Origin of the sequence: Trabulsiella odontotermitis (genome assembly GCF_001297775.1) — a bacterium.
GTDB lineage: Bacteria > Pseudomonadota > Gammaproteobacteria > Enterobacterales > Enterobacteriaceae > Trabulsiella > Trabulsiella odontotermitis.
On record NZ_LIFX01000017.1, the window covers coordinates 21005 to 42056 of the forward strand.

At 54.3% G+C, this 21052-nt stretch carries 8 protein-coding genes, 1 tRNA gene and 3 pseudogenes; 7 read left to right on the forward strand and 5 right to left on the reverse strand.

Annotation, left to right across the window (positions count from 1 at the left end; all coding sequences use genetic code 11):
- Positions 1–81: 81 nt before the first annotated feature.
- The 4 genes and pseudogenes from AOY23_RS23325 to AOY23_RS22160 form a co-directional block, all read left to right on the forward strand.
- Positions 82–762 (forward strand): annotated as a pseudogene (locus AOY23_RS23325) (filamentous hemagglutinin N-terminal domain-containing protein); the annotation flags it as partial.
- A gap of 4272 nt (positions 763–5034) precedes the next feature.
- Positions 5035–8674 (forward strand): annotated as a pseudogene (locus AOY23_RS23330) (hemagglutinin repeat-containing protein); the annotation flags it as partial.
- Between the two features lie 853 nt (positions 8675–9527).
- Positions 9528–9752, forward strand: coding sequence for a hypothetical protein (locus AOY23_RS22760; protein WP_151255137.1), 225 nt, complete (start codon positions 9528–9530; stop codon positions 9750–9752).
- A gap of 70 nt (positions 9753–9822) precedes the next feature.
- Positions 9823–10235: pseudogene (locus AOY23_RS22160) on the forward strand (phage tail tape measure protein); the annotation flags it as partial.
- A gap of 176 nt (positions 10236–10411) precedes the next feature.
- Here the strand turns inward: AOY23_RS22160 and AOY23_RS20270 are convergent.
- Positions 10412–11614, reverse strand: coding sequence for a tyrosine-type recombinase/integrase (locus AOY23_RS20270; RefSeq protein WP_054181049.1), 1203 nt, complete (start codon positions 11612–11614; stop codon positions 10412–10414).
- 299 nt (positions 11615–11913) lie between these two features.
- Positions 11914–12008, reverse strand: a tRNA-Sec gene (locus AOY23_RS20275).
- 290 nt (positions 12009–12298) lie between these two features.
- Here AOY23_RS20275 and AOY23_RS20280 point away from each other — a divergent pair.
- On the forward strand, positions 12299–13687 hold the full coding sequence (locus AOY23_RS20280; protein ID WP_054181048.1) for a glycoside-pentoside-hexuronide family transporter: 1389 nt from the start codon (positions 12299–12301) through the stop codon (positions 13685–13687).
- A 10-nt stretch (positions 13688–13697) separates the two neighbouring features.
- Positions 13698–16016: an alpha-xylosidase gene (yicI, locus tag AOY23_RS20285; RefSeq protein ID WP_054181047.1), complete on the forward strand. Its 2319-nt coding sequence runs from the start codon at positions 13698–13700 to the stop codon at positions 16014–16016.
- 20 nt (positions 16017–16036) lie between these two features.
- On the opposite strand, the gene AOY23_RS20290 is transcribed toward yicI, so the two are convergent.
- On the reverse strand, positions 16037–17236 hold the full coding sequence (locus tag AOY23_RS20290) for an MFS transporter (RefSeq protein ID WP_054181046.1): 1200 nt from the start codon (positions 17234–17236) through the stop codon (positions 16037–16039).
- Positions 17237–17324: 88 nt separating this feature from the next.
- On the opposite strand from AOY23_RS20290, the gene AOY23_RS20295 reads away from it, so the two are divergent.
- A complete protein-coding gene (locus AOY23_RS20295; protein WP_054181045.1) occupies positions 17325–18065 on the forward strand; it encodes a MurR/RpiR family transcriptional regulator in 741 nt (246 codons plus the stop codon).
- 4 nt (positions 18066–18069) lie between these two features.
- Here AOY23_RS20295 and AOY23_RS20300 read toward each other — a convergent pair whose 3' ends face one another.
- On the reverse strand, positions 18070–19446 hold the full coding sequence (locus tag AOY23_RS20300; protein ID WP_054181044.1) for a family 4 glycosyl hydrolase: 1377 nt from the start codon (positions 19444–19446) through the stop codon (positions 18070–18072).
- Between the two features lie 12 nt (positions 19447–19458).
- The gene (locus tag AOY23_RS20305) at positions 19459–21030 is read right to left on the reverse strand and encodes a PTS transporter subunit EIIC (RefSeq protein WP_054181043.1); all 1572 of its coding nucleotides are present in this window, start codon (positions 21028–21030) and stop codon (positions 19459–19461) included.
- Between the last annotated feature and the right edge of the window lie 22 nt (positions 21031–21052).

Here is a 21052-nt window from a genome sequence, read left to right on the forward strand (position 1 = left end):
TGGCTGTTAAGTACCCTGCTGGCAACGCAACCGCTGCTGCCCGCTGTGGCTGCTACCATCACCCCCACCGGTAACACGAAGATGGACAAGGCCGGAAACGGTGTGCCGGTGGTGAATATCGCCACGCCCAATGGCGCGGGGATCTCGCATAACAAATACAATAATTATAACGTCGGGAAGGAAGGTTTAATTCTTAACAACGCCACCGGAAAGTTAAACCAGACCCAACTGGGCGGCCTGATCCAGAACAACCCGAACCTGAAAGCCGGGCAGGAAGCGAAAGGTATTATCAACGAAGTCACCGGCGCTAACCGTTCACAGCTTCAGGGTTATACCGAAGTGGCGGGCAAAGCGGCGAATGTGATCGTCGCCAACCCGTACGGTATTACCTGTAACGGCTGCGGCTTTATCAATACCCCAAATGTGACGCTGACCACCGGGAAACCGGTACTGGATGCCAGCGGCAACCTGCAGTCGTTTGATGTCACTAAAGGCAGCATTACCATTGAAGGTCAGGGGCTCGACGGCAGCCTCAGCGACTCGGTATCCATTCTTACCCGCGCCACGGACATTAACGCCGCCCTGCACGCGAAAAACCTGACGGTGATTGCCGGGGCCAACCGCGTAACCGCGGACGGACGTGTCAGCGCGCTGAAAGGCGAAGGCGATGTGCCAAAAGTCGCTGTTGATACCGGCGCACTGGGCGGGATGTACGCCAACCGTATCCGACTGGTCTCCAGTGATAGTGGTGTCGGGGTGAACCTCGGTAACCTTAATGCCCGCAGCGGCGATATTACGCTGGATGCGAACGGCAGACTGACCGTCAACAACAGCCTTGCCACCGGCGCCATCACTGCAAAAGGCCAGAACGTCACCTTAACCGGCGACCATAAAGCAGGTGGTAACCTGACCGTCAGCAGCCAGAGCGACATAGCGCTCAGTAACGGAACGCTCAACACTGACAACGACCTCAGCCTGACCGCCAGCGGTAAAATCACTCAACAGAATGAAAAACTGATGGCCGGGCGGGATGCCACGTTGCGGGCAACCACCCTTTCGCAGGACAGCAACAGCCAGACCGATGCCGCCCGCAATATCGCCCTGAATGCCGGCAGCAGTGTGGCAACACAGGGGCGCGTGACCGCAGGACAGAACCTGAGCGTCACCACCGGTACACTCAGCCACAGCGGTGAACTGGTCGCAGGTAATGCCCTGTCGCTGAATGCTGCCAGCCAGACGCTGAGCGGTGCGATAAACGCCACCGGTGATATCACGGTGCAGGGACAGAACCTCTCCGCCACAACCGCCTCGCAGATGCAGGGGCGCAACGTCACGCTCAGCGCGAAGCAGGCTATGCTGGCTGGTACCCAGGCGGCAAAAAGTCAGTTAAAAATTACCGCTAGTGAACGTCTGACCCACAGCGGCAAAAGCAGTGCAGAGGCACTGAACATTAACACTCCGGCACTGATTAACCAGGGCGTGATGGTTGCCACCACCCTGAACACTCAGTCACAGACGCTGACCAACAGCGGTCTGCTGCAGGGCGATTCACAACTGCTGCTGAACACGCAACAGCTCGACAACCAGCAGACCGGGACACTGTACAGTGCCGCGAATCTGACGCTGAACGTTCCTGGTATCGTCAACAATGGCCTTATCGTCAGCGATACCGGACTGACCGTGCAGACGACAACCCTCACCGGCGACGGGCTGTTACAGGGAGCCAGAGCCCTGACGCTGCGTGGTGACACGCTGGCCCAGGGCAGTGCGGGACGCTGGTTAACTGCGGGCGCACTGGACATCACCGCCGGGCAGCTCACCACTGCCGGCACAGTACAGGGTGATAACACCACGCTGGCCGGCACGGACTGGAGCCACAGCGGCAGCCTGCTGGCGACCGGTACACTTATGACGAACACCGGTTCACTTGTCAGCACCGGCGATATCATGAGCCAGGGCAGTGCCTCGCTGACGGCGCAGAAGACAGACAACCGGGGCAGACTGCTGTCAGCGGATAGTCTCAGCCTCACGGGTAACACGCTCAGCAACAGCGGCACGGTTCAGGGTAAAAGGCTGACGGTTCGCCAGGACAGTATCACCAACAGCGGCACGCTCACCGGGGTCGCCGCGCTGACGCTTGCCTCCCGTATGGAGATGGCATCCCCTCAACTTGCGCTGATGAATAACGGGGGATCACTACTGACCACCGGCGATCTGACGATTACCGCAGGCAGCATTACCAGTTCAGGGCAATGGCAGGGCAAACGGGTTCTGCTCACCGCAGACAGTCTGACAAACAGCGGTGCGATCCTGGCGGCTGACAGACTGACTGCACGTCTGACGGGTGATCTCACCAGTACCGCGGGCAGCAAAGTCACCTCGAACGGTGAGATGGCGCTCAGTGCACTGAATTTAAGCAACAGCGGACAATGGATCGCGCAGAACCTGACGCTGTCGGGTGACACACTGACCAACGCAGGCGACATCACCGGCGTCAGTGGCCTGGCGGTTTCGCTGAACGGCATGCTGACTAACCAGACAGGCGGCAAAATGCTCAGCGCCGGTACGCTGACATTGCAATCCGCAGGCACCAGTAACGCCGGGCAACTGCAGGGTAAAACCACAACCGTCACTACCGCGTCGCTCGCCAACAGCGGCCGCGTGCAGGGGGAATCACTCAACCTGAACATCAGCGACGAGCTGAACAACGCCGTGAATGGCGTGTTGCTGAGCCAGAATGCGCTCAACCTGTCCACCGCGACACTTATCAACAACGGTACACTACAGGGCGGCGGCGCGACCACGCTCACCGCCACCAGCCGCGCACAGAATGGTGGCAACATCCTTTCCGGCGGCAAACTCACGCTGACCACACCGCAACTCACCACCGGCAGTAACGGGCTTATCCAGGCACTGACGCTGCTGGTGAATGCCGTGCAGACCGTTAACGGCGGGAAGATAGTGACGACCGGCGATGCCGAACTGCGCGGAACCAGCCTGACCAACACCGGCACGCTGCAGGGTGCAAACCTGCAGGTGCTGAATAATACACTCACCAACAGCGGCACCGTACTGGGTACCTCTTCCCTCAGTGTGAAGAGCGCTACCGTTAATAACCAGGCAGGCGGCAAACTGTTCAGCGCCGGGGATCTGTTGCTCGACAGCAACACCCTCACCAGCGCCGGTCAGGTCGTCGCGCTTGGCGATACCACACTGAAGCTGGTCAGTGCCCTCACCCACAGCGGTACCCTGGCGGCGGGCAATCTGCTCTCCGTGACCTCTCAGGCAGCCATTGCCAATAACGGTGTGGTGCAGGGTAATGGCCTGTTGCTCAGCGCAGGCGGAGCCTTAACGAACAATGGTCAACTGACCACCGGAACTGCCAGCAGCAGTTTCAGCGCCCAGAGCATTTTGCTTAACGACACAGGAAGCCTTTCGGCGGGCGGCGACGTACAGATGACCTCGCGCGGCGATATCACGGTGAATGGCTTCACCGGCACCGCGGGCAGTCTGACAATGAACGCTGCCGGGGTGCTGCTGAACACCGCACTGATTTATGCCGGTAACAATCTCAACATGTTTGCTGGCCGCATTCACAACGTTTATGGCGATATCCTGGCGGGCAACAATCTGGTGATACAGAAGAATGCGGCGGGTGCGGCGAATACAGAGATCATCAATACATCAGGAAATATCGAGACCCTCAGGGGCGATATGACGATGAAGACGGGTCATCTGCTGAATCAGCGGGATGGTCTGAAAGTTACAGAAACACATATTAATGGCGGGCAGGCGATCCCCGGCATCGGCGATGCAACGGTAAATATCGATATCAGTAACCTGGCTGAGGGAAGCTATGGCATGACCAGCGAACTGATTGAACGCCAGGCTGCAGGATGCAGTGGCAATGGGGCATGTCACTATACCTACTGGAATCAGTTTTACTATGCGATGTTTGTTGATTTCGCCATACAGAAATTTATCGCCAGCCAGACCCGGCTTGATGTGACAAGTACCGGAGGCGTGGCGCAGATAGCATCAGGCAATAATCTGTCCATCACCGCCGGCACGCTGGAAAACCAGGCCAGTAATATTCTGGCTAACGGGAATATCGCCCTTACCGGCAACGTGCTCAATAATCAGAGCTGGCAGTCAGGGACAGCCACAGAGTGGTATGTCTATCAGTACGATCCCGGGCGTATCGGGTATGCGGTAGATCCGGAAACCGGCTACCCGACGGACGGGAATAAATACTCAGACGTTATGCCGGACAGTAATACCATTGCGTTTACGCTGGTCGGTCATGACACCTCACGGGAAAATGGCGATATTTATCGTTCTGTTATCCAGGCAGGCGGCAATGTTAATGCCACATTCACCAGTGATATCAGTAATACCAGTGCCACCGCCAGTGCAGGGCAGATTAGTAACGCTATCACCACCCCGTCACTGACACCGCTGAGCCAACAAACCTTAGGTGATGCGGAAAAAACGAAATCGCTCACAAACGCGGACACTGTCGCCGTCAACTCCCCCGAATGGCGTGATGAAGTCAATGATGCATTACAAAACCTGGCTGGTGGCGATCCGCTGGATAATTCAGGTACCAGCGCTTACCCCCTCCCCTCGGGCAATAACGGCTATTTTGTCACCTCCACCGACCCGGACAGCCCGTATCTTATTACCGTTAACCCGAAACTCGACGGACTCGGTCAGCTTGACCCCAGCCTGTATGGCGACCTTTATGCGCTGCTGGGCATGCAACCGGGCGATGCGCCGCGAGAAACGAACAGCGCGTTTACTGATCAGAACCAGTTCCTGGGATCGTCGTATTTCCTTGACCGACTCGGTCTCAACCCGGATAACGACTATCGTTTCCTTGGCGATGCGGCATTTGATACCCGTTACGTCAGCAACTATGTACTGAACCAGACCGGCAGCCGCTATATCAACGGTCTCGGCTCTGAGCTCGACCAGATGCGATACCTGATGGATAACGCCGCCACCACGCAGAACGCCCTCGGCCTGCAGTTTGGCGTCGCGCTGACGGCCGCGCAGATCGCCGCGCTCGATCAGAGCATCCTGTGGTGGGAATCCGCGACCATCAACGGACAGACGGTGATGATCCCGAAAGTGTATCTATCACCGAAAGACGTTGTCGTGCAGAACGGCAGCGTTATCAGCGGAAATAACGTTCAACTGGCTGGTGGTACTGTCATCAACGATGGCAGCACCATTACTGCGCAGAATGCATTAGCTATCGACAGCAGCAACAGCCTCGACAACCTGAATGCCGGGCTGATAAACGCTGGCGGGAACCTTTCACTGAGCGCGCTGAGTGATATCAACAATATCGGCTCTGCTATCAGCGGTAAGACCGTACAACTGGAGAGCGTGACCGGCAGCATTAACAACATCACTCAGACACAGCAGTGGGATGTAAATGCGAAAGGGCGTACCGGCAATGTCCATATTTCAGGAACAGACGTCGGACCGGCAGCCTCCATCACCGCGAAGGACTCCCTCGATCTTTACGCCGGGAAAGACATCAACGTCACTGGCGCAAATGTCGCTGCAGGGGGCGATCTCACCATGGCAGCAGAAGGGAATATAAACGTTACGGCGAATGAGATCGCAGAGCACGAGAGTCGCACCGGATTCAGGGGTAAGGGCGATATCAACAACAGCTCTGTCAGTCAACAGGGAAGCAACATCACTGCAGGCGGCAATCTCGCCATGCAGGCGGGCAACGACCTGAACGTCACTGCGTCTTCTGTATCTGCAGGTGAAAGTGCCCTGCTCGCGGCGGGCAATGACCTGAACCTCAATGCCACACGTGAAGGAGAAACGCAGCGCAACGGCAAAGCTGAAAGCCACGAAAGCCATGCGGCGGTCACCACCGTTACCGCCGGTAATAATCTCACGCTTGCCGCCGGCCGTGACGTGAACAGTCAGGCCGCCGGGATTGCGGCGGAAAATAACGTCGCCCTGCAAGCAGGCCGCGACGTGAACCTGATGGCGGAATCTGCCAGCCAGGGCAACAGCTACATGTCGAAAAACAAAAAAGAGATTAATGAGTCCGTACGTCAGCAGGGTACGGAAATCGCCAGTGGTAATGATGCGCTGATTATTGCCGGACGTGATGTGAACACCGAAGCCTCTTCTGTGACGACTCAGGGTGATATTGGTGTGAATGCCGGGCGTGATGTGAATCTTACAACCGCTACCGAAAGTAATTATCACTATAAGGAAGAGAAGAAAACCAGCGGCGGCTTCCTCAGCAAGAAAACTACGCACACCATTGAGGAAGACAGTGCCACCCGTGAAGCTGGCTCCCTGCTTTCCGGGAACAGTGTCACCGTCAGTGCAGGTAATGACCTGAAGGTGAAAGGCTCGGATGTGGTGGCTGACCAGGATGTGTCGCTCAGCGCGGGTAATAATGTGGATATATCCGCCGCCACCAATACCGACACCTCATGGCGCTTTAAGGAAACGAAGAAATCCGGCCTGATGGGCACCGGCGGCATTGGCTTCACCATCGGCAGCAGTAAAACCACCCATGACCGTCGCGAGGCCGGAACGACCCAGAGCCAGAGTGCCTCCACAGTGGGTAGTACGGGCGGTAACGTCAGCATCACCGCGGGTAACCAGGCGCATATCAGCGGCTCGGATGTGATTGCGAACCGGGATATCAGCATTACCGGTGACAGTGTGGTGATTGACCCGGGTCATGACCGTCGTACTGTGGACGAGAGATTTGAGCAGAAGAAGAGCGGGCTGACCGTTGCCCTCTCCGGCACAGTGGGCAGCGCCATCAATAATGCCGTCACTAACGCGCAGGAGACGAAAAAGACCAGTGACAGTCGTCTCAGGGCACTGCAGGCAACCAAAACGGCCCTGTCTGGCGTTCAGGCCGGACAGGCAGCGGCAATGGCCTCCGCAACTGGTGACCCGAATGCGATGGGCGTCAGCCTGTCACTCACCACCCAGAAATCGAAATCTCAACAGCATTCAGAGAGTGACTCGGTATCCGGCAGCACGCTGAATGCGGGGAATAATTTGTCCGTTATCGCAACCGGTAAAAACAAGGGCGATAACAGCGGGGATATCGTGATTGCCGGAAGCCAGATTAAGGCGGGCGGCGACACAACTCTGGATGCCGCGAACGATGTTCTGCTTCTGGGTGCGGCAAACACGCAAAAAACGACCGGTAAGAACAGTAGCAGTGGCGGCGGTGTGGGAGTCAGCATCGGTGCCGGTGGCAGCGGAGCCGGTATCAGCATCTTTGCCAATGTCAATGCCTCAAAAGGCAACGAGAAAGGCAACGGCACCGAATGGACTGAAACCACCATCGACAGCGGGAAAACCGTCACCATCAACAGTGGCCGCGATACGGTACTGAACGGTGCGCAGGTCAGTGGCGATAAAATCACGGCTGACGTGGGCCGTAACCTGCTGATGAGCAGCCAGCAGGATAACAATGACTACGACAGCAAACAGACCAGCGTGGCCGCAGGCGGGAGTTTCACCTTTGGTTCTATGAGCGGCTCGGGTTACATCAGCGCCAGTCAGGACAAGATGAAGAGTCGCTACGACTCTGTGCAGGAGCAGACCGGGATGTTCGCCGGTGATGGCGGGTTCGACATCACGGTGGGTAAACATACCCAGCTTGACGGTGCTGTAATCGCCTCGAACGCGACGGCAGATAAAAACCAGCTTGATACCGGCACGCTGGGATTCAGCGACCTTCACAACGAGGCGGATTATAAAGTCAGCCACAGTGGCATCAGCCTGAGCGGCGGCGGGAGTTTTGGCGGCGACCAGTTTAAAGGCAACATGCCGGGCGGGATGGTATCTGCCGGTGGCAGCAGCGGTCATGCAGAAGGCACAACCCAGGCGGCTGTGTCGGATGGCACCATCACCATTCGCGACAAGGTGAATCAGAAACAGGATATCGCCGACCTCAGCCGTGACCCGGAACATGCCAACGACAGTATCAGCCCCATCTTCGACAAGGAGAAAGAGCAGAACCGTCTGCAGGAAGTGGGTCTTATCAGTGACATTGGCAGCCAGGCGGCAGATATTGCCCGCACGCAGGGTGAGCTCAATGCGCTAAATGCAGCGAAAGAAAAATACGGTGACCTTAAGCCGGGGGCGACAGAAAAAGAACGTCAGGCCTGGCTTGAAAAGCTGCAGAAATCGCCTGAATACAAAAGTGAGATGGCGAAGTACGGCACGGGCAGCAATATCCAGCGGGGTATTCAGGCCGCGACAGCCGCGCTTCAGGGGCTGGCAGGTGGCGACGTTGGCGCAGCACTGGCGGGAGCTTCAGCACCGGAACTGGCGCATCTGCTGAAATCCACGGAGGATAATCCGGCTGTAAACGCCATCGCCCATGCCATTCTGGGCGGCGCGGTTGCGGCAATGCAGGGTAATAATGCGGCAGCCGGTGCGGCAGGCGCAGCAGCGGGAGAACTGGCCGCCAGAGCGATTGCCGGAATGTTGTACCCAGGTGTGAAACAGTCTGATCTCAGTGAAGAGCAGAAACAGACGATAAGCACCCTGGCAACAATATCTGCAGGTATGGCAGGCGGTATTGCTGGTGACAGCACCGCGTCAGCGGCTGTTGGTGCGCAGAGCGGCAAGAATGCGATTGAGAATAACTTCTTAAGCTCTAAAGAAGCCCGACAATTCGATGAAGAACTGGTGGAATGCAAGGCTTCTGGTGGAGACTGTAAATCTGTTGTTCAGAAATATCTGGATATCAGCAACAAAAACAGTAAGGAACTGGCTGAAGCCTGTACTGGCGGTGGTGTTGCATGCGTAACTTGGGAGGAATTAATTCAGGGAAGTACTAATGTTGCTAATGATCCACATTCCGGACAATTCAGACTGGATGAAAAACTTAAGGATCCCGATGCGGCCGCTATTGTGAATTATCTCAACGGCTCAGACCTCAAGTTTCTTAAAGATAATATTACAGAGGGGGATCGCTTACTGTCTGTTATCAGCGATCCAACTTCATGGCCTGTTGCGGTAATGGGAGGTAAGGCCTTTATCACCAATGCAGTCAATAATACTAAAGAACAGCTTATAGCTGTGGGGGTTGGTGTTGGATTAGGGGCCGGTATTCAATACGGTACGACGGGAGAAGTGAAACTTTCAGATTTAATAGGAACCGGTCTGATTGGTGGGATTACTGCCGGTAAAGGTTATAATCCAACCGTGACATGGAATGCAGTAGGTGGTTATTACCAAGCTGAAATCAGTGGTGATGATCCATTTATTGCGTCTTTACTGAGTAAAGTAGGGGCTTCGGCTGGTTATGCTGCGGGTAATGTTCTAAAAGTTCCATTTGATAAAAAATTAAACCCAATATCGAAGCAGTATGAATGGATTCCAACTGGTGTTTGGACAATAACGAAACCAGCCCCGCAGCATCCATTGCCATCAATAATGGGTAATGTCGGCGACTCTGCTGTATCGGGTATGGTTCAGGATAAGCTGAAAGATAGTGGAGGTAAGTGATGAAAGATAGCACTAAGTCATTACTTAACCTTTTATCTTTATGCTGCTCTATGAGCTTGGCGTTGTTTGCCCTGACTATGCTTGGCCGCTTATTAGGGGCATGGTTAGCTTGGGATGTGAATGAGAGCTTCCCATTTTCATTAAAAGATTTAATTGTTTGTCTCAAGCTAACTTGGATGGGAGTACCTGCTGGATTTGTTTTTTGGTATTTTTATTATCGGTGAGTCTGGTAAAGCATTAAGTCTATATGATGGTGGTGCGGTAGCTTCTCCTGTTAATGAGGGGCGGTAGCGGGGCGCGCTGGGGCTCATCGGTATAATTGGCGGGATTGTCCTGAGTGCGTGGTCAGTGTTCATTGGGATTAACGCAATTATTGCTGCTACAGGTCTGATTGGTACGGTCTTTACCGTAGCTGGAGGCGCGATAATGACCACGATAGGCGCAGGCAGTCTGGCGGTCGCTGATGCGGTGGTGGCGGGTGCGCTACTGATTCGTAAATACCGGGAACCAATAAGTGCATCTTCTCGGGTGTGGTTGAGGGGGTTAAAGCGGCCTCTGCGCCTGTCGCCGAAATCTTTTCCCCGCGCGTGCCGGTGTTTGATTCCATCGTCGAGAAATTACGCGGGGTCTGGCAATGGTTCACCGATCTGATTGCACCGGTTAAAGCAGTGCAGGAAACGCTCGACCACTGCAAAAATGTTGGTGTCGCTGGCTGATGCGCTGACGGTTATCGAGCAGATGACCGACTAGGGGAGAGGATGGCCGCTTTTGATGCCTTGGAGGATGCGTAGTAAGATATCCCCATGACAAAAGTGCCTTGCCACTTTGCTGAAAATAGCCATCTTTATCGCTGGATGGCTACATATTAATATATGCTGTCTTCCTAAATAACCCTTCTACCACACCCCCCACTTTTCCCCAATTCACCAATATAATCCGCATACCACTGCATCATTTCCCTACGCCCATCAAGATACTGCGCATGGTTATACGTCCCACGAATCGCGTTCTTATCAACATGTGCAAGCTGTGTTTCAATCCATGCCGAGTTAAAGCCCTCTTCATGCAGAATAGTGCTCATCGTGTGGCGAAAGCCATGTCCCGTTAGCCTGCCTTTGTACCCTAGCAACTCAATGACCTGATTAATGCTTTCCTTACTGATAGGTTTACGTGGATCATTTCTACCGATAAACACCAGAGGGTGATGTTTCGAAATCGGCTCAAGTTGTTTAAACAGAGCAATAACCTGCTCTGAAAGTGGCACAATATGAGGTCGTTTCATCTTCATCACTTCTGCCGGGATCTCCCATAATTTTGTCTCAAAATCGATATCCTCCCAGCGTGCAAAGCGCAGTTCTTGCGTGCGTACACCGGTTAACATAATGATTTGAGTGGCTGTCTTCGTGATAATACTGCCGGTGTAACCTGCCAGATCGTTAAGGAAGTGAGGAAGTTCATTGGCAGTAAGGAAAGGGAAATGTACTTTTTTCGGCGTTGCTAACGCACTGGCAAGATCGGGGGCTGGATTGTAATCAGCTCTACCAGTGACAATTGCATAGCGGAACACCTCCCCACAGCGCTGACGAACCTTGCGCATTTTCTCCAGTGCTCCGCGTTTCTCCATTTTACGTAGGGCTTCCAGCAACTCCATTGGTTTGATTTCTGCGATAGGGCGCTTGCCGATATAGGGAAAAATATCTTTCTCAAAGGTGTCGATGATTTCATCACGATAGCGTAATGACCAGCGATCGGCTTTAGTCTGATGCCACTCGCGAGCAACTGCCTCAAAAGTGTTTTTCAGGCTCATTTGCTGAGCCACTTTCTCTTCTTTCTTTACTTCACCCGGATCGCTTCCTGCAGCAAGAATTTTTCTGGCTTCGTTGCGCTTTTCACGCGCTTCAGCCAGTGAAACATCAGGGTATACGCCAATGGACAGCATCTTTTCTTTACCGGCGAAGCGGTACTTCATACGCCAGTATTTGGAACCATTAGCGTTAATCAGCAGATACATACCGCGGCCATCAGTCACCTTATAGGGCTTTTCTTTTGGCTTCGCTGTTTTCACTTTAACATCGGTCAGCGCCATGACATCCTCCGGCTTTTGATGAATCCATCCTCCTGGGGGATTTCCGCCAGTAACCAACCTGATACCCCTAATGTACCCCCTGTATAACAAAGATGTCTTCAAAAACCTTTGTTATAACTCATATTTTCACCATTATGGGGGTGCTGATAATCTGAGAGGAAAATGACACCCCCTAATGCACCCCCAAAAATAGCTTGATGTAGGTTGAAATCGATTGACCTCAGGATACAAGAATATCCTGATATATATAGGATTATAAGGGGATTTGTTGATGTCGGTAGAGTTCAGAAGAGGTTAATTGGCGGAAGATCACAGGAGTCGAACCTGCCCGGGACCGCTGGCGGCCCCAACTGGATTTGAAGTCCAGCCGCCTCACCGGAGACGACGATCTTCCGCGCCTGCATTGCTACATGGAGGCGGGGCGCATTATAGCTACTTTCAGGCATTTACCACATCACTTCATGAACTTTTTTCGCATCATTTTGCCCTGCGATAACCTGCGTTGCATAAACCCTCATAAAATCCGCTAGTTACATTTTTACACACTCTTCCGTCCGACCGCGATCACAGAAAGCAAGAAACGTAATTTGATAACCAGATTTTGGAATACCAGCGTCCGGAACGATGGTTTAAAAATTCCGTAACCGGTTTCAATGCCCTTTTCAGGCGCAAAAGGATGAGAAAATGAAACGTGAAGTATTGTCCGTCAAAGAGAAGATTGGTTACGGCATGGGTGATGCCGCCAGCCATATCATTTTTGATAACGTCATGTTGTACATGATGTTTTTCTATACCGACATCTTTGGTATTCCTGCTGGCTTCGTCGGTACCATGTTCCTGCTGGCCCGCGCGCTGGATGCGATTTCAGACCCGTGCATGGGGCTGATTGCCGACCGCACCCGCAGTCGCTGGGGGAAATTCCGGCCGTGGATTATTTTTGGCGCCATCCCGTTTGGTGTCGTCTGCGTGCTGGCCTATAGCTCGCCGGATCTCTCCCACAACGGCAAGCTGATCTACGCCGCCGTAACCTACACGCTGCTGACGCTGCTCTACACCATCGTCAATATTCCCTATTGCGCGCTGGGCGGCGTGATCACTGACGACCCGAAACAGCGCATCTCGCTGCAGTCCTGGCGCTTTGTGCTGGCGACGGCAGGCGGCATGCTCTCCACCGTGCTGATGATGCCACTGGTGAATCTGATTGGCGGCGAGGATAAAGCGTTTGGTTTTCAGGGCGGGATTGCGGTGCTCTCCGTCGTGGCGTTCCTGATGCTGGCATTCTGCTTTTTTACCACCAAAGAACGTATTCAGGTGCCGCCGAGCACCGCTTCCATGCGTGAAGATCTGCGCGATATCTGGCAGAACGACCAGTGGCGCATCGTCGGAGTGCTGACCATCCTCAATATCCTCGCCGTCTGTGTGCGTGGCGGGGCGATGATGTATTACGTCACCTGGATCATGGGCGATGCCGCGCTGTTTACCGCTTTCCTCGGTACCTATTGCGTCGGCAACCTGATTGGCTCGGCGCTGGCGAAACCGCTGACCGACTGGAAATGCAAAGTCAGCGTGTTCTGGTGGACCAACGCCGCGCTGGCGGTATTAAGCGTGGCAATGTTCTTTGTGCCGATGAACGATGACATCACCATGTTCCTGTTCATTTTCGTCATTGGCGTGTTGCATCAGCTGGTGACGCCTATCCAGTGGGTGATGATGTCCGACACCGTCGACTACGGCGAGTGGCGCAATGGCAAACGCCTCACCGGCATCAGCTTCGCCGGAACCCTCTTTGTGCTGAAACTCGGCCTGGCGCTGGGTGGCGCACTGATTGGCTGGATGCTGGCGGGCGGCGGCTATGATGCCGCGGCGAAAACGCAAAACAGCGCCACCATCAGCATCATCATTGCGCTGTTCACCCTTGTTCCGGCGGTGTGTTATCTGCTGAGCGCGGTGATCGCCAGACGTTACTACACCCTGAAAACCCCTTATCTGGCGAAGATCATGAGCGAACTTGCGCAGGGCGCACGTCGTCATCAACAGGAATTTGAACAGCTACCGGTTAGCAAAGAACTATGAGGATGAAACGATGAAAATCAGTGATGGAAACTGGCTGATCCAACCCGGGCTCACTCTGATCCACCCGATCCAGGTGTTCGATGTCGAACAACAAGGCAACGAGATGGTGGTTTACGCCGCCCCGCGCGACGTCCGGGAACGGACCTGGCAACTGGATACGCCATTGTTCACCCTTCGCTTTTTCTCACCGCTGGAAGGTGTGGTCGGCGTACGCATTGAACACTTTCAGGGTGCTGTCGACAACGGCCCGCACTATCCGCTGAAGATACAGAAAGACGTTAACGTCGAAATGCAGAACACCGCGGAATTTGCCGAACTGAAAAGCGGCAACCTCAGCGTTCGCGTCACCAAAGGCGAGTTCTGGTCGCTGGATTTTATGCGCAACGGCGTGCGCATCACTGGCAGTCAGGTGAAGAATAACGGCTACGTACAGGACACCAACACCGCACGCAATTACCTGTTTGAGCGACTCGATCTCGGCGTCGGGGAAACGGTCTATGGTCTCGGCGAGCGTTTTACCGCGCTGGTGCGCAACGGCCAGACGGTCGATACCTGGAACCGTGACGGCGGCACCAGTACCGAGCAGTCCTACAAAAACATCCCGTTCTACCTCACTAACCGCGGCTACGGCGTGCTGGTGAATCATCCTGAGTGCGTGTCGTTTGAAATCGGCTCGGAGAAAGTGTCGAAGGTGCAGTTCAGCGTCGAAGGGGAGTCTCTGGAGTATTTCGTGATCGACGGCCCGACGCCGAAAGCAGTGCTTGACCGCTACACGCAGTTGACGGGGCGCCCGGCGTTGCCGCCTGCATGGTCGTTTGGTCTGTGGCTCACCACCTCGTTTACCACTAACTATGACGAAGCAACGGTCAACAGCTTCATTGACGGCATGGCCGAACGCGACCTGCCGCTGCATGTTTTCCATTTCGACTGTTTCTGGATGAAAGCATTTCAGTGGTGCGATTTCGAGTGGGACCCGGTGACCTTCCCCGATCCGGAAGGGATGATCCGTCGCCTGAAAGCGAAAGGGCTGAAAATCTGCGTCTGGATCAACCCGTACATCGGGCAGAAATCCCCGGTATTCAACGAGCTGAAAGAGAAAGGTTATCTGCTCAAACGCCCGGATGGCTCGCTGTGGCAGTGGGATAAATGGCAGCCGGGGCTGGCGATTTATGATTTCACCAACCCGGAAGCCTGTGAATGGTACTCCAGTAAGCTGAAAGGGCTGGTGGATATCGGCGTCGATTGCTTTAAAACAGACTTTGGCGAGCGCATTCCTACCGATGTGGTGTGGCATAACGGTGCCGATCCGCAGAAAATGCACAATCATTATGCGTACATCTACAACGAACTGGTGTGGAACGTGCTGAAAGAGACCGTGGGCGAACAGGAGGCCGTGCTGTTTGCTCGCTCGGCGTCCGTCGGTGCGCAACAGTTTCCGGTGCACTGGGGCGGCGACTGCTACGCCAACTATGAATCGATGGCGGAAAGCCTGCGTGGCGGGCTGTCGATTGGCCTGTCAGGCTTTGGATTCTGGAGCCATGACATTGGCGGCTTCGAAAATACCGCCCCGGCGCACGTCTATAAACGCTGGTGCGTGTTCGGCCTGCTCTCCAGTCACAGCCGCCTGCACGGCAGCAAATCCTACCGCGTGCCGTGGGCGTATGACGACGAATCCTGTGACGTGGTGCGCCACTTTACGGAACTGAAATGCCGGATGATGCCATACCTGTACCGTCAGGCGGCACTGGCCCATGAGACCGGAACGCCGATGCTGCGCGCCATGATGCTGGAGTTCCCGGACGATCCGGCCTGCGATTATCTCGACAGGCAGTACATGCTTGGCGATGCGGTGCTGGTTGCGCCGGTCTTCTCAGAAGCGGGTGACGTACAGTTTTACCTGCCAGAAGGACGCTGGACGCATCTGTGGCACAACGATGAAGTGCAGGGCAACCGCTGGCTGAAACAGCAGCATGATTTCCGCAGCCTGCCGGTGTATGTGCGGGAAAACACGTTGCTGGCGCTGGGGAATAACAACCAGAAGCCAGATTACGCCTGGCATGAAGGAACGGCATTCCAGCTGTTCAGTCTCGCCGATGGCGCGGAGGCGATATGTCAGGTGCCTGCGGCGAACGGTGAGGTCGTCTTTACGCTCAAAGCGACGCGCTGCGGCAACAGCGTGACCGTCAAGGGCGAAGGCGATGCCCGCGGCTGGTCGCTGTGCCTGCGCAATGTGCCGCAGGTGGCAGAGGTGCAGGGCGGTACGGTGACCAGCAGCGAATGGGGTGCGGTGGTGACACCAGAGCATAATGAACTGGTGATCACGCTGTAACGGCGCTGATGCCCTCTCCTTCAGGGGAGAGGGCAACGATCAGGCGTAACGCTGTTTTTCTCCTTCGCAAAGGCGATCCTGCCCCACACCGCGAGCAGCGCATAGAGCGCCATCGGCAGCAGAAAGCTCAGATGAAGGCTGACGTTATCAATGATCACCGCCTGCAACCAGGGAATGATCGCCCCGCCAATGCCTGCCATGACCATCGCGGCCGCCAGCAGGTTTGCCTGTTGCGGATACTGACTGAGGGTGTGACCAAAAATAATCGGATACATCACCGAGTTGCCGAGGCCGGTGAGTAGTAACAGCCACCCGCCAGCGGCATTGTTGAGCCCTGTCGCCAGCGCAACCAGCAGCACGCCCAGCAGGGTTGCGGTTCGAAACACGGCAGCATTATGGGCGTTGCTGGCAAACAGACCAAACAGCAGTCGCCCGACCAGCGCGCCGCCCCAGTAGAGTGAGACCAGCGACATGGCGGTTTCCGGCGACCAGCCAGCGGAGAGGGTCAGATACTGGACGAGACTCGTCGCGATCGCCACCTCTACGCCGACGTAAACAAAAATCGCGGCGATACTCAGCAACGGCTGTGGTTGCTGGCGCAGGCTGGAAAAACGCAGCGCCGCCAGCGGCGGGCGAGGCACATCCGGCAGGCGAATGATGACGCTGCCGATGAGCAACGCGATCGAGGCCAGCGCCAGCATGAACCATAATCCGCTGACCGGCTCCTGATGAAGATAAGGGTCTGCGGGATACAGCTTCAACAGCAATGCCAGAAACACCGGCGCCAGCGTGGTGCCCAGCGAATTGACCGCTGAGGCGAGGCTCAGGTTACTCACCCGCCGGTCAGCCGGGCTAAGCAGCGACAGGTACGGGTTAGCGACCACCTGCATGGCGGCCACGCCTGTGGCGACAATGAACATTCCTGGCAGCGATCCATAAAAGGTATTCATGCTGATCGCCGCCGCGAGCAACAGGCAGCCAGCGGTGCTCAACAGTAATGAAAATTGCAGTACGCGCCGATAGCCCCAGTGAGCAATCAGCACAGAGCAGGGCAGGCAACTGATAAACGGGGCGATATAAAACAGGACGGTGATGAGCATCGCCTGCTGCCAGCTAATCTGGAAGTAATGATAAAAGAAAAGGATGATGGTGCTGTTAATGGCGGTAATATTCCCCCATAAGAAAAACGCCATCGCCAGTAAAGACAAATTCCTTTTCATGGCATTATTATTCCGGAAAAGTGAAAGAATACACATACTGAAATCCACATGTCTGTTACAGTCCTTTTTCATTATTCGGGGGGGGTGCATGGAACTGGAAAATATTTTTCGCGATGTGAAACTAAGCAAAACTGAAATAACCGTTTTGCGGACCATTCAGAACGATCCGGAACAATGTATTCGTGACGGAATTCGTGCCGTCGCGGAGCGCTGTTACAGTAATCCTTCCTCACTGGTGCGTCTGGCGAAAAAACTGAAATTCAGCGGCTGGCTGGAGCTGGTCTATTTCATTAAGTTTAATATTACGATGCCCAAACTGGACGTCACCAATGACGTTGATTTCATGAAGATTCAGCCCGCAGAACAACTGACCCCGCTGCTCAGTGGATTACAGCATCATCGCATTCTGATCCACGGCAGCGGGTTTTCACAGCTTATTGCACAGTATATTTATAATAAGTTCCTGGTGATTGGCGTTAATGCCAGTCTGGCGTTATGGCCGGACTATGAAATACTCGAACAAAAAACGGCAACGAAATTTGATGCGATCTGGATTGTGTCTAAATCTGGCCGTAGCAGCTCGGCGTTAAATTGGGTTAAGGCACTGGAAGGCAAAGACATCGATCTCATTTGCTTTACCGGTGATTATAAAAGCCCGTTAGCCCAGGCGGCAGATACCTCCTTTATTATTCACGACCCGCAAAAATACGATGACGATATTTACTGGAGCAACCCCTTCTTCGGTTACTGCATTTTAGGTTTTGAGCATTTGCTGAAACTGTGGTTCAGGCAGACCGCGTCGGGGGCATCTGCTGATACCCCCGAATAAACCCTTACCAGTCTTTGCAGTGCGTGTCGTCGAGATACGCCGTGACCAGTTTTTGCGCCAGTGACCATGAGCCCACCAACGGATGCGCCATTAACGCGCGCACCGCCAGCGTGCGGTCGCGGTTAAGAATTGCCGCCACCGCCAGACGTTCGTACTCTTTGACGCAGGAAATCATGTTCTTCTGCGCCGTCGGGACGTGCTTCGGCGTGACGGGGTTCAGGCCCGTCCGGCTGAGATCGCAACTGATTTCAATCACGTCGTCCGGTTGCAGGAAATCCAGCGTACCGTTGTTGGCAAGCGAAACCACAATACGTTTCGTGGTGTTGCTGTTGACCGCCTCGAGAATATCGAGCGCCACGCCTGCGTAACCGCCGGTATCTGGCTCTTCAATAAACTGCTGCAGCGTCAGCGGTTCGCGGGTGTTGAATTTCTCCTGATGCGACTCGCTCTGCATGTAGCTGTTTTCACGGCGCAGATAGTGTTTCATCCAGATATCAAACGCCGCTTCCGGGTTTTCCCGTACGTTGACGCCTGCCAGCTCCTGGCGCATATCCTGGTTGATGCTGGCGATCTGCTCGCCACGCGTTTCCGGCGCGTCCTGAATTGCTTTCAGCGCCACTTCCCGATAGTAGTAGTAATAGAGATATTCATTCAGCAACTGTTTGTCGCACAGCTGGACCAGTTCCGGCGAGAAATACTGCATGGCAGTTTTAAGGTACAGCTCAGGATTGTTGATTAACTTCTCGGTGACGTCTTCGCCCCGCACGGTGAAATGGGTAAACCACGAGAAATGGTTCAGCCCGTAGCACTCGACTTTCAGATCCTGCGGGTTGCAGCCCAGAATCGACGGCAGCTCGCGAATGAGTTCCGACGGCGCATCGCAGATCCCGTACACCCGGCGTTTAAAGCCAGATTTGATAATCGCCTCCGTCACCAGCCCTGACGGGTTGGTGAAGTTGAACAGAATGGCATCTTTGGCAGCATGTTCTTCAATCAACCGGCAGTAGTCCAGAATGGCCGGAATGGAGCGCATCGCCATGGCAAAACCGCCCGCGCCGGTGGTTTCCTGACCCAGCGTGTTGTGTTCAAGGGCGATGCGTTCATCACGGATGCGGCTTGCGTCGCCACCAACGCGCAGCGTGGTAATCACGTAATTGGCGCTTTTCAGCGCCGCAACGGGATCGGTCGTCAGGGAAAAATGGATATCCGGACGAATGGTATTAAATACATAGCGCGCGATTTCACCGAATAGCGTCAGATTTTCCGCAGAACTGTCGAGAAAAACCACCTCCTGTAAGCCGATGCGATGCGCATTGTACGCCAGCGATTTCGCCAGGAATGCTGAACGGACACCGCCGCCACCTATTACGGTTAATTTCATAACGTCTCCCACTTAATTATTTGCCAGCCAGGTGTCAACGCTGGAGCGAACTTGCCCAACCCTGACGCCATAAATAACTTGTACTTCATTTCGGTTATGCACCACGCCATTGGCGCCGGTACTTTTCAAAACGGCATCGTCAACAATATCGGGGTTATGTACCGCCACCCGTAAGCGGGTAAAACAGTTGTCGATGGAAATAATATTTTCTTTACCGCCCAGCCCACGAATAATTTCATCGGTGGTGGTATTACTGGTTTGCGCATTCTGTTTAATTTTCTGCCGGTAATCTTCTTTGCTGTATAACTTCACGTCGTCATCATCTTCACGACCTGGCGTTTTCAGTTTCAGTTTGACGACCAGGGTGCGGAAAATAAGGTAATACGCTGCGAACTGACCAACGCCAATCACCACATACATCGGCCAACGGGTTAAGGCGACCGGCAGCGGCAGGTTATAGATCAGGAATTCAATTAAGCCCGACGCACCCCAGGGGCGAACGGTGAAGATATCGCAAATCGCCTGTGACGCCGCGGTCAGTGTCGCGTGGATTACCCACAGTAGCGGCGAAATAAACAGGAATGTGAACTCAATCGGCTCCGTGATCCCGGTCAGCATCGAGGTAATGATGGCAGGCAAAAGAATCGCCTTCGCCAGCACCTTTTTCTCCGGTTTCGCGGTGTGATAGAACGCCAGCGCCGCACCGGCCAGACCGAAGATGGTGGTCATGCCCTGTTGCGAGAAGCGCAGCGCTTCGTTCATCACCGGCGTCAGATCCGGGTGACGCATGTAGGCGAGGAAAATCGCCTGCGTCCCGGAGACCGTTTGCCCGTCAACGCTCAGCGTGCCGCCAATCTGCGTGAGCTGGAACGGCGACCAGACGAAATGGTGCAACCCGGTGGGGATGAGGAATTTTTCGAAGAAGCCGTAGACGAACACTCCCGCCACGCCCGCGTTTTTCATAAAGCCGGTCAGCGCAGCAATACCGTGAGTGATGAACGGCCAGATCCAGGTAAAAGCCATGGCGTAGAGGATGATCACCGGGGTCATGGCAATCAGCGTCAGTTTCGCGCCGCCATACATGGACAGCGCGCCGGGCAATTCAATACCGGTGACTTTGTTATGCACCCAGGCAATGGTGCAGCCAAGAATAATACCGAGGAACACGCCCATATCGACGACCACAAATCCCAGAATTTGTGTTTGCCCGGTACCGTAATATTCGCCGTTAATTTTTTCGGCGATACCGTTGGTATATTCCAGCCAGGAGTGGTTAGCGCCGAGGAACATAATAAAACACATCACCGCAACCAGTGCGACTTCTGTTTTTTTATCCTTTGCTAAACCGTAACTAATCCCCACGCAAAACAATAATCCTAAATTACCAAATAACGGCCAGAACGTGTCCCCCAACAGCTGGCCGATTTGATGTAAAAAATTCGTTTCTGAAATGAGCGTCGGGTTCGTTAATATCGAACTCAATGCCAGAATTAAACCAATAACAGGTAAAAACAAGACTGCGCCGATCATGGCTCTGGAGAATTTTTGCATGTTCTCCAGAATACGTTGACGTATCCCAGACATAGTAGTTGTACCTTTTTTAAAG

Bases quoted from the DNA above. Each gene is read 5' to 3' on its own strand.
- AOY23_RS20290 (WP_054181046.1), bottom strand. From the start codon at position 17,236: ATGAAAAGGAATTTGTCTTTACTGGCGATGGCGTTTTTCTTATGGGGG.
- AOY23_RS20295 (WP_054181045.1), top strand. From the start codon at position 17,325: ATGGAACTGGAAAATATTTTTCGCGATGTGAAACTAAGCAAAACTGAA.
- AOY23_RS20280 (WP_054181048.1), top strand. From the start codon at position 12,299: ATGAAACGTGAAGTATTGTCCGTCAAAGAGAAGATTGGTTACGGCATG.
- AOY23_RS20305 (WP_054181043.1), bottom strand. From the start codon at position 21,030: ATGTCTGGGATACGTCAACGTATTCTGGAGAACATGCAAAAATTCTCC.
- AOY23_RS20300 (WP_054181044.1), bottom strand. From the start codon at position 19,446: ATGAAATTAACCGTAATAGGTGGCGGCGGTGTCCGTTCAGCATTCCTG.
- AOY23_RS20270 (WP_054181049.1), bottom strand. From the start codon at position 11,614: ATGGCGCTGACCGATGTTAAAGTGAAAACAGCGAAGCCAAAAGAAAAG.
- yicI (WP_054181047.1), top strand. From the start codon at position 13,698: ATGAAAATCAGTGATGGAAACTGGCTGATCCAACCCGGGCTCACTCTG.
- AOY23_RS22760 (WP_151255137.1), top strand. From the start codon at position 9,528: ATGAAAGATAGCACTAAGTCATTACTTAACCTTTTATCTTTATGCTGC.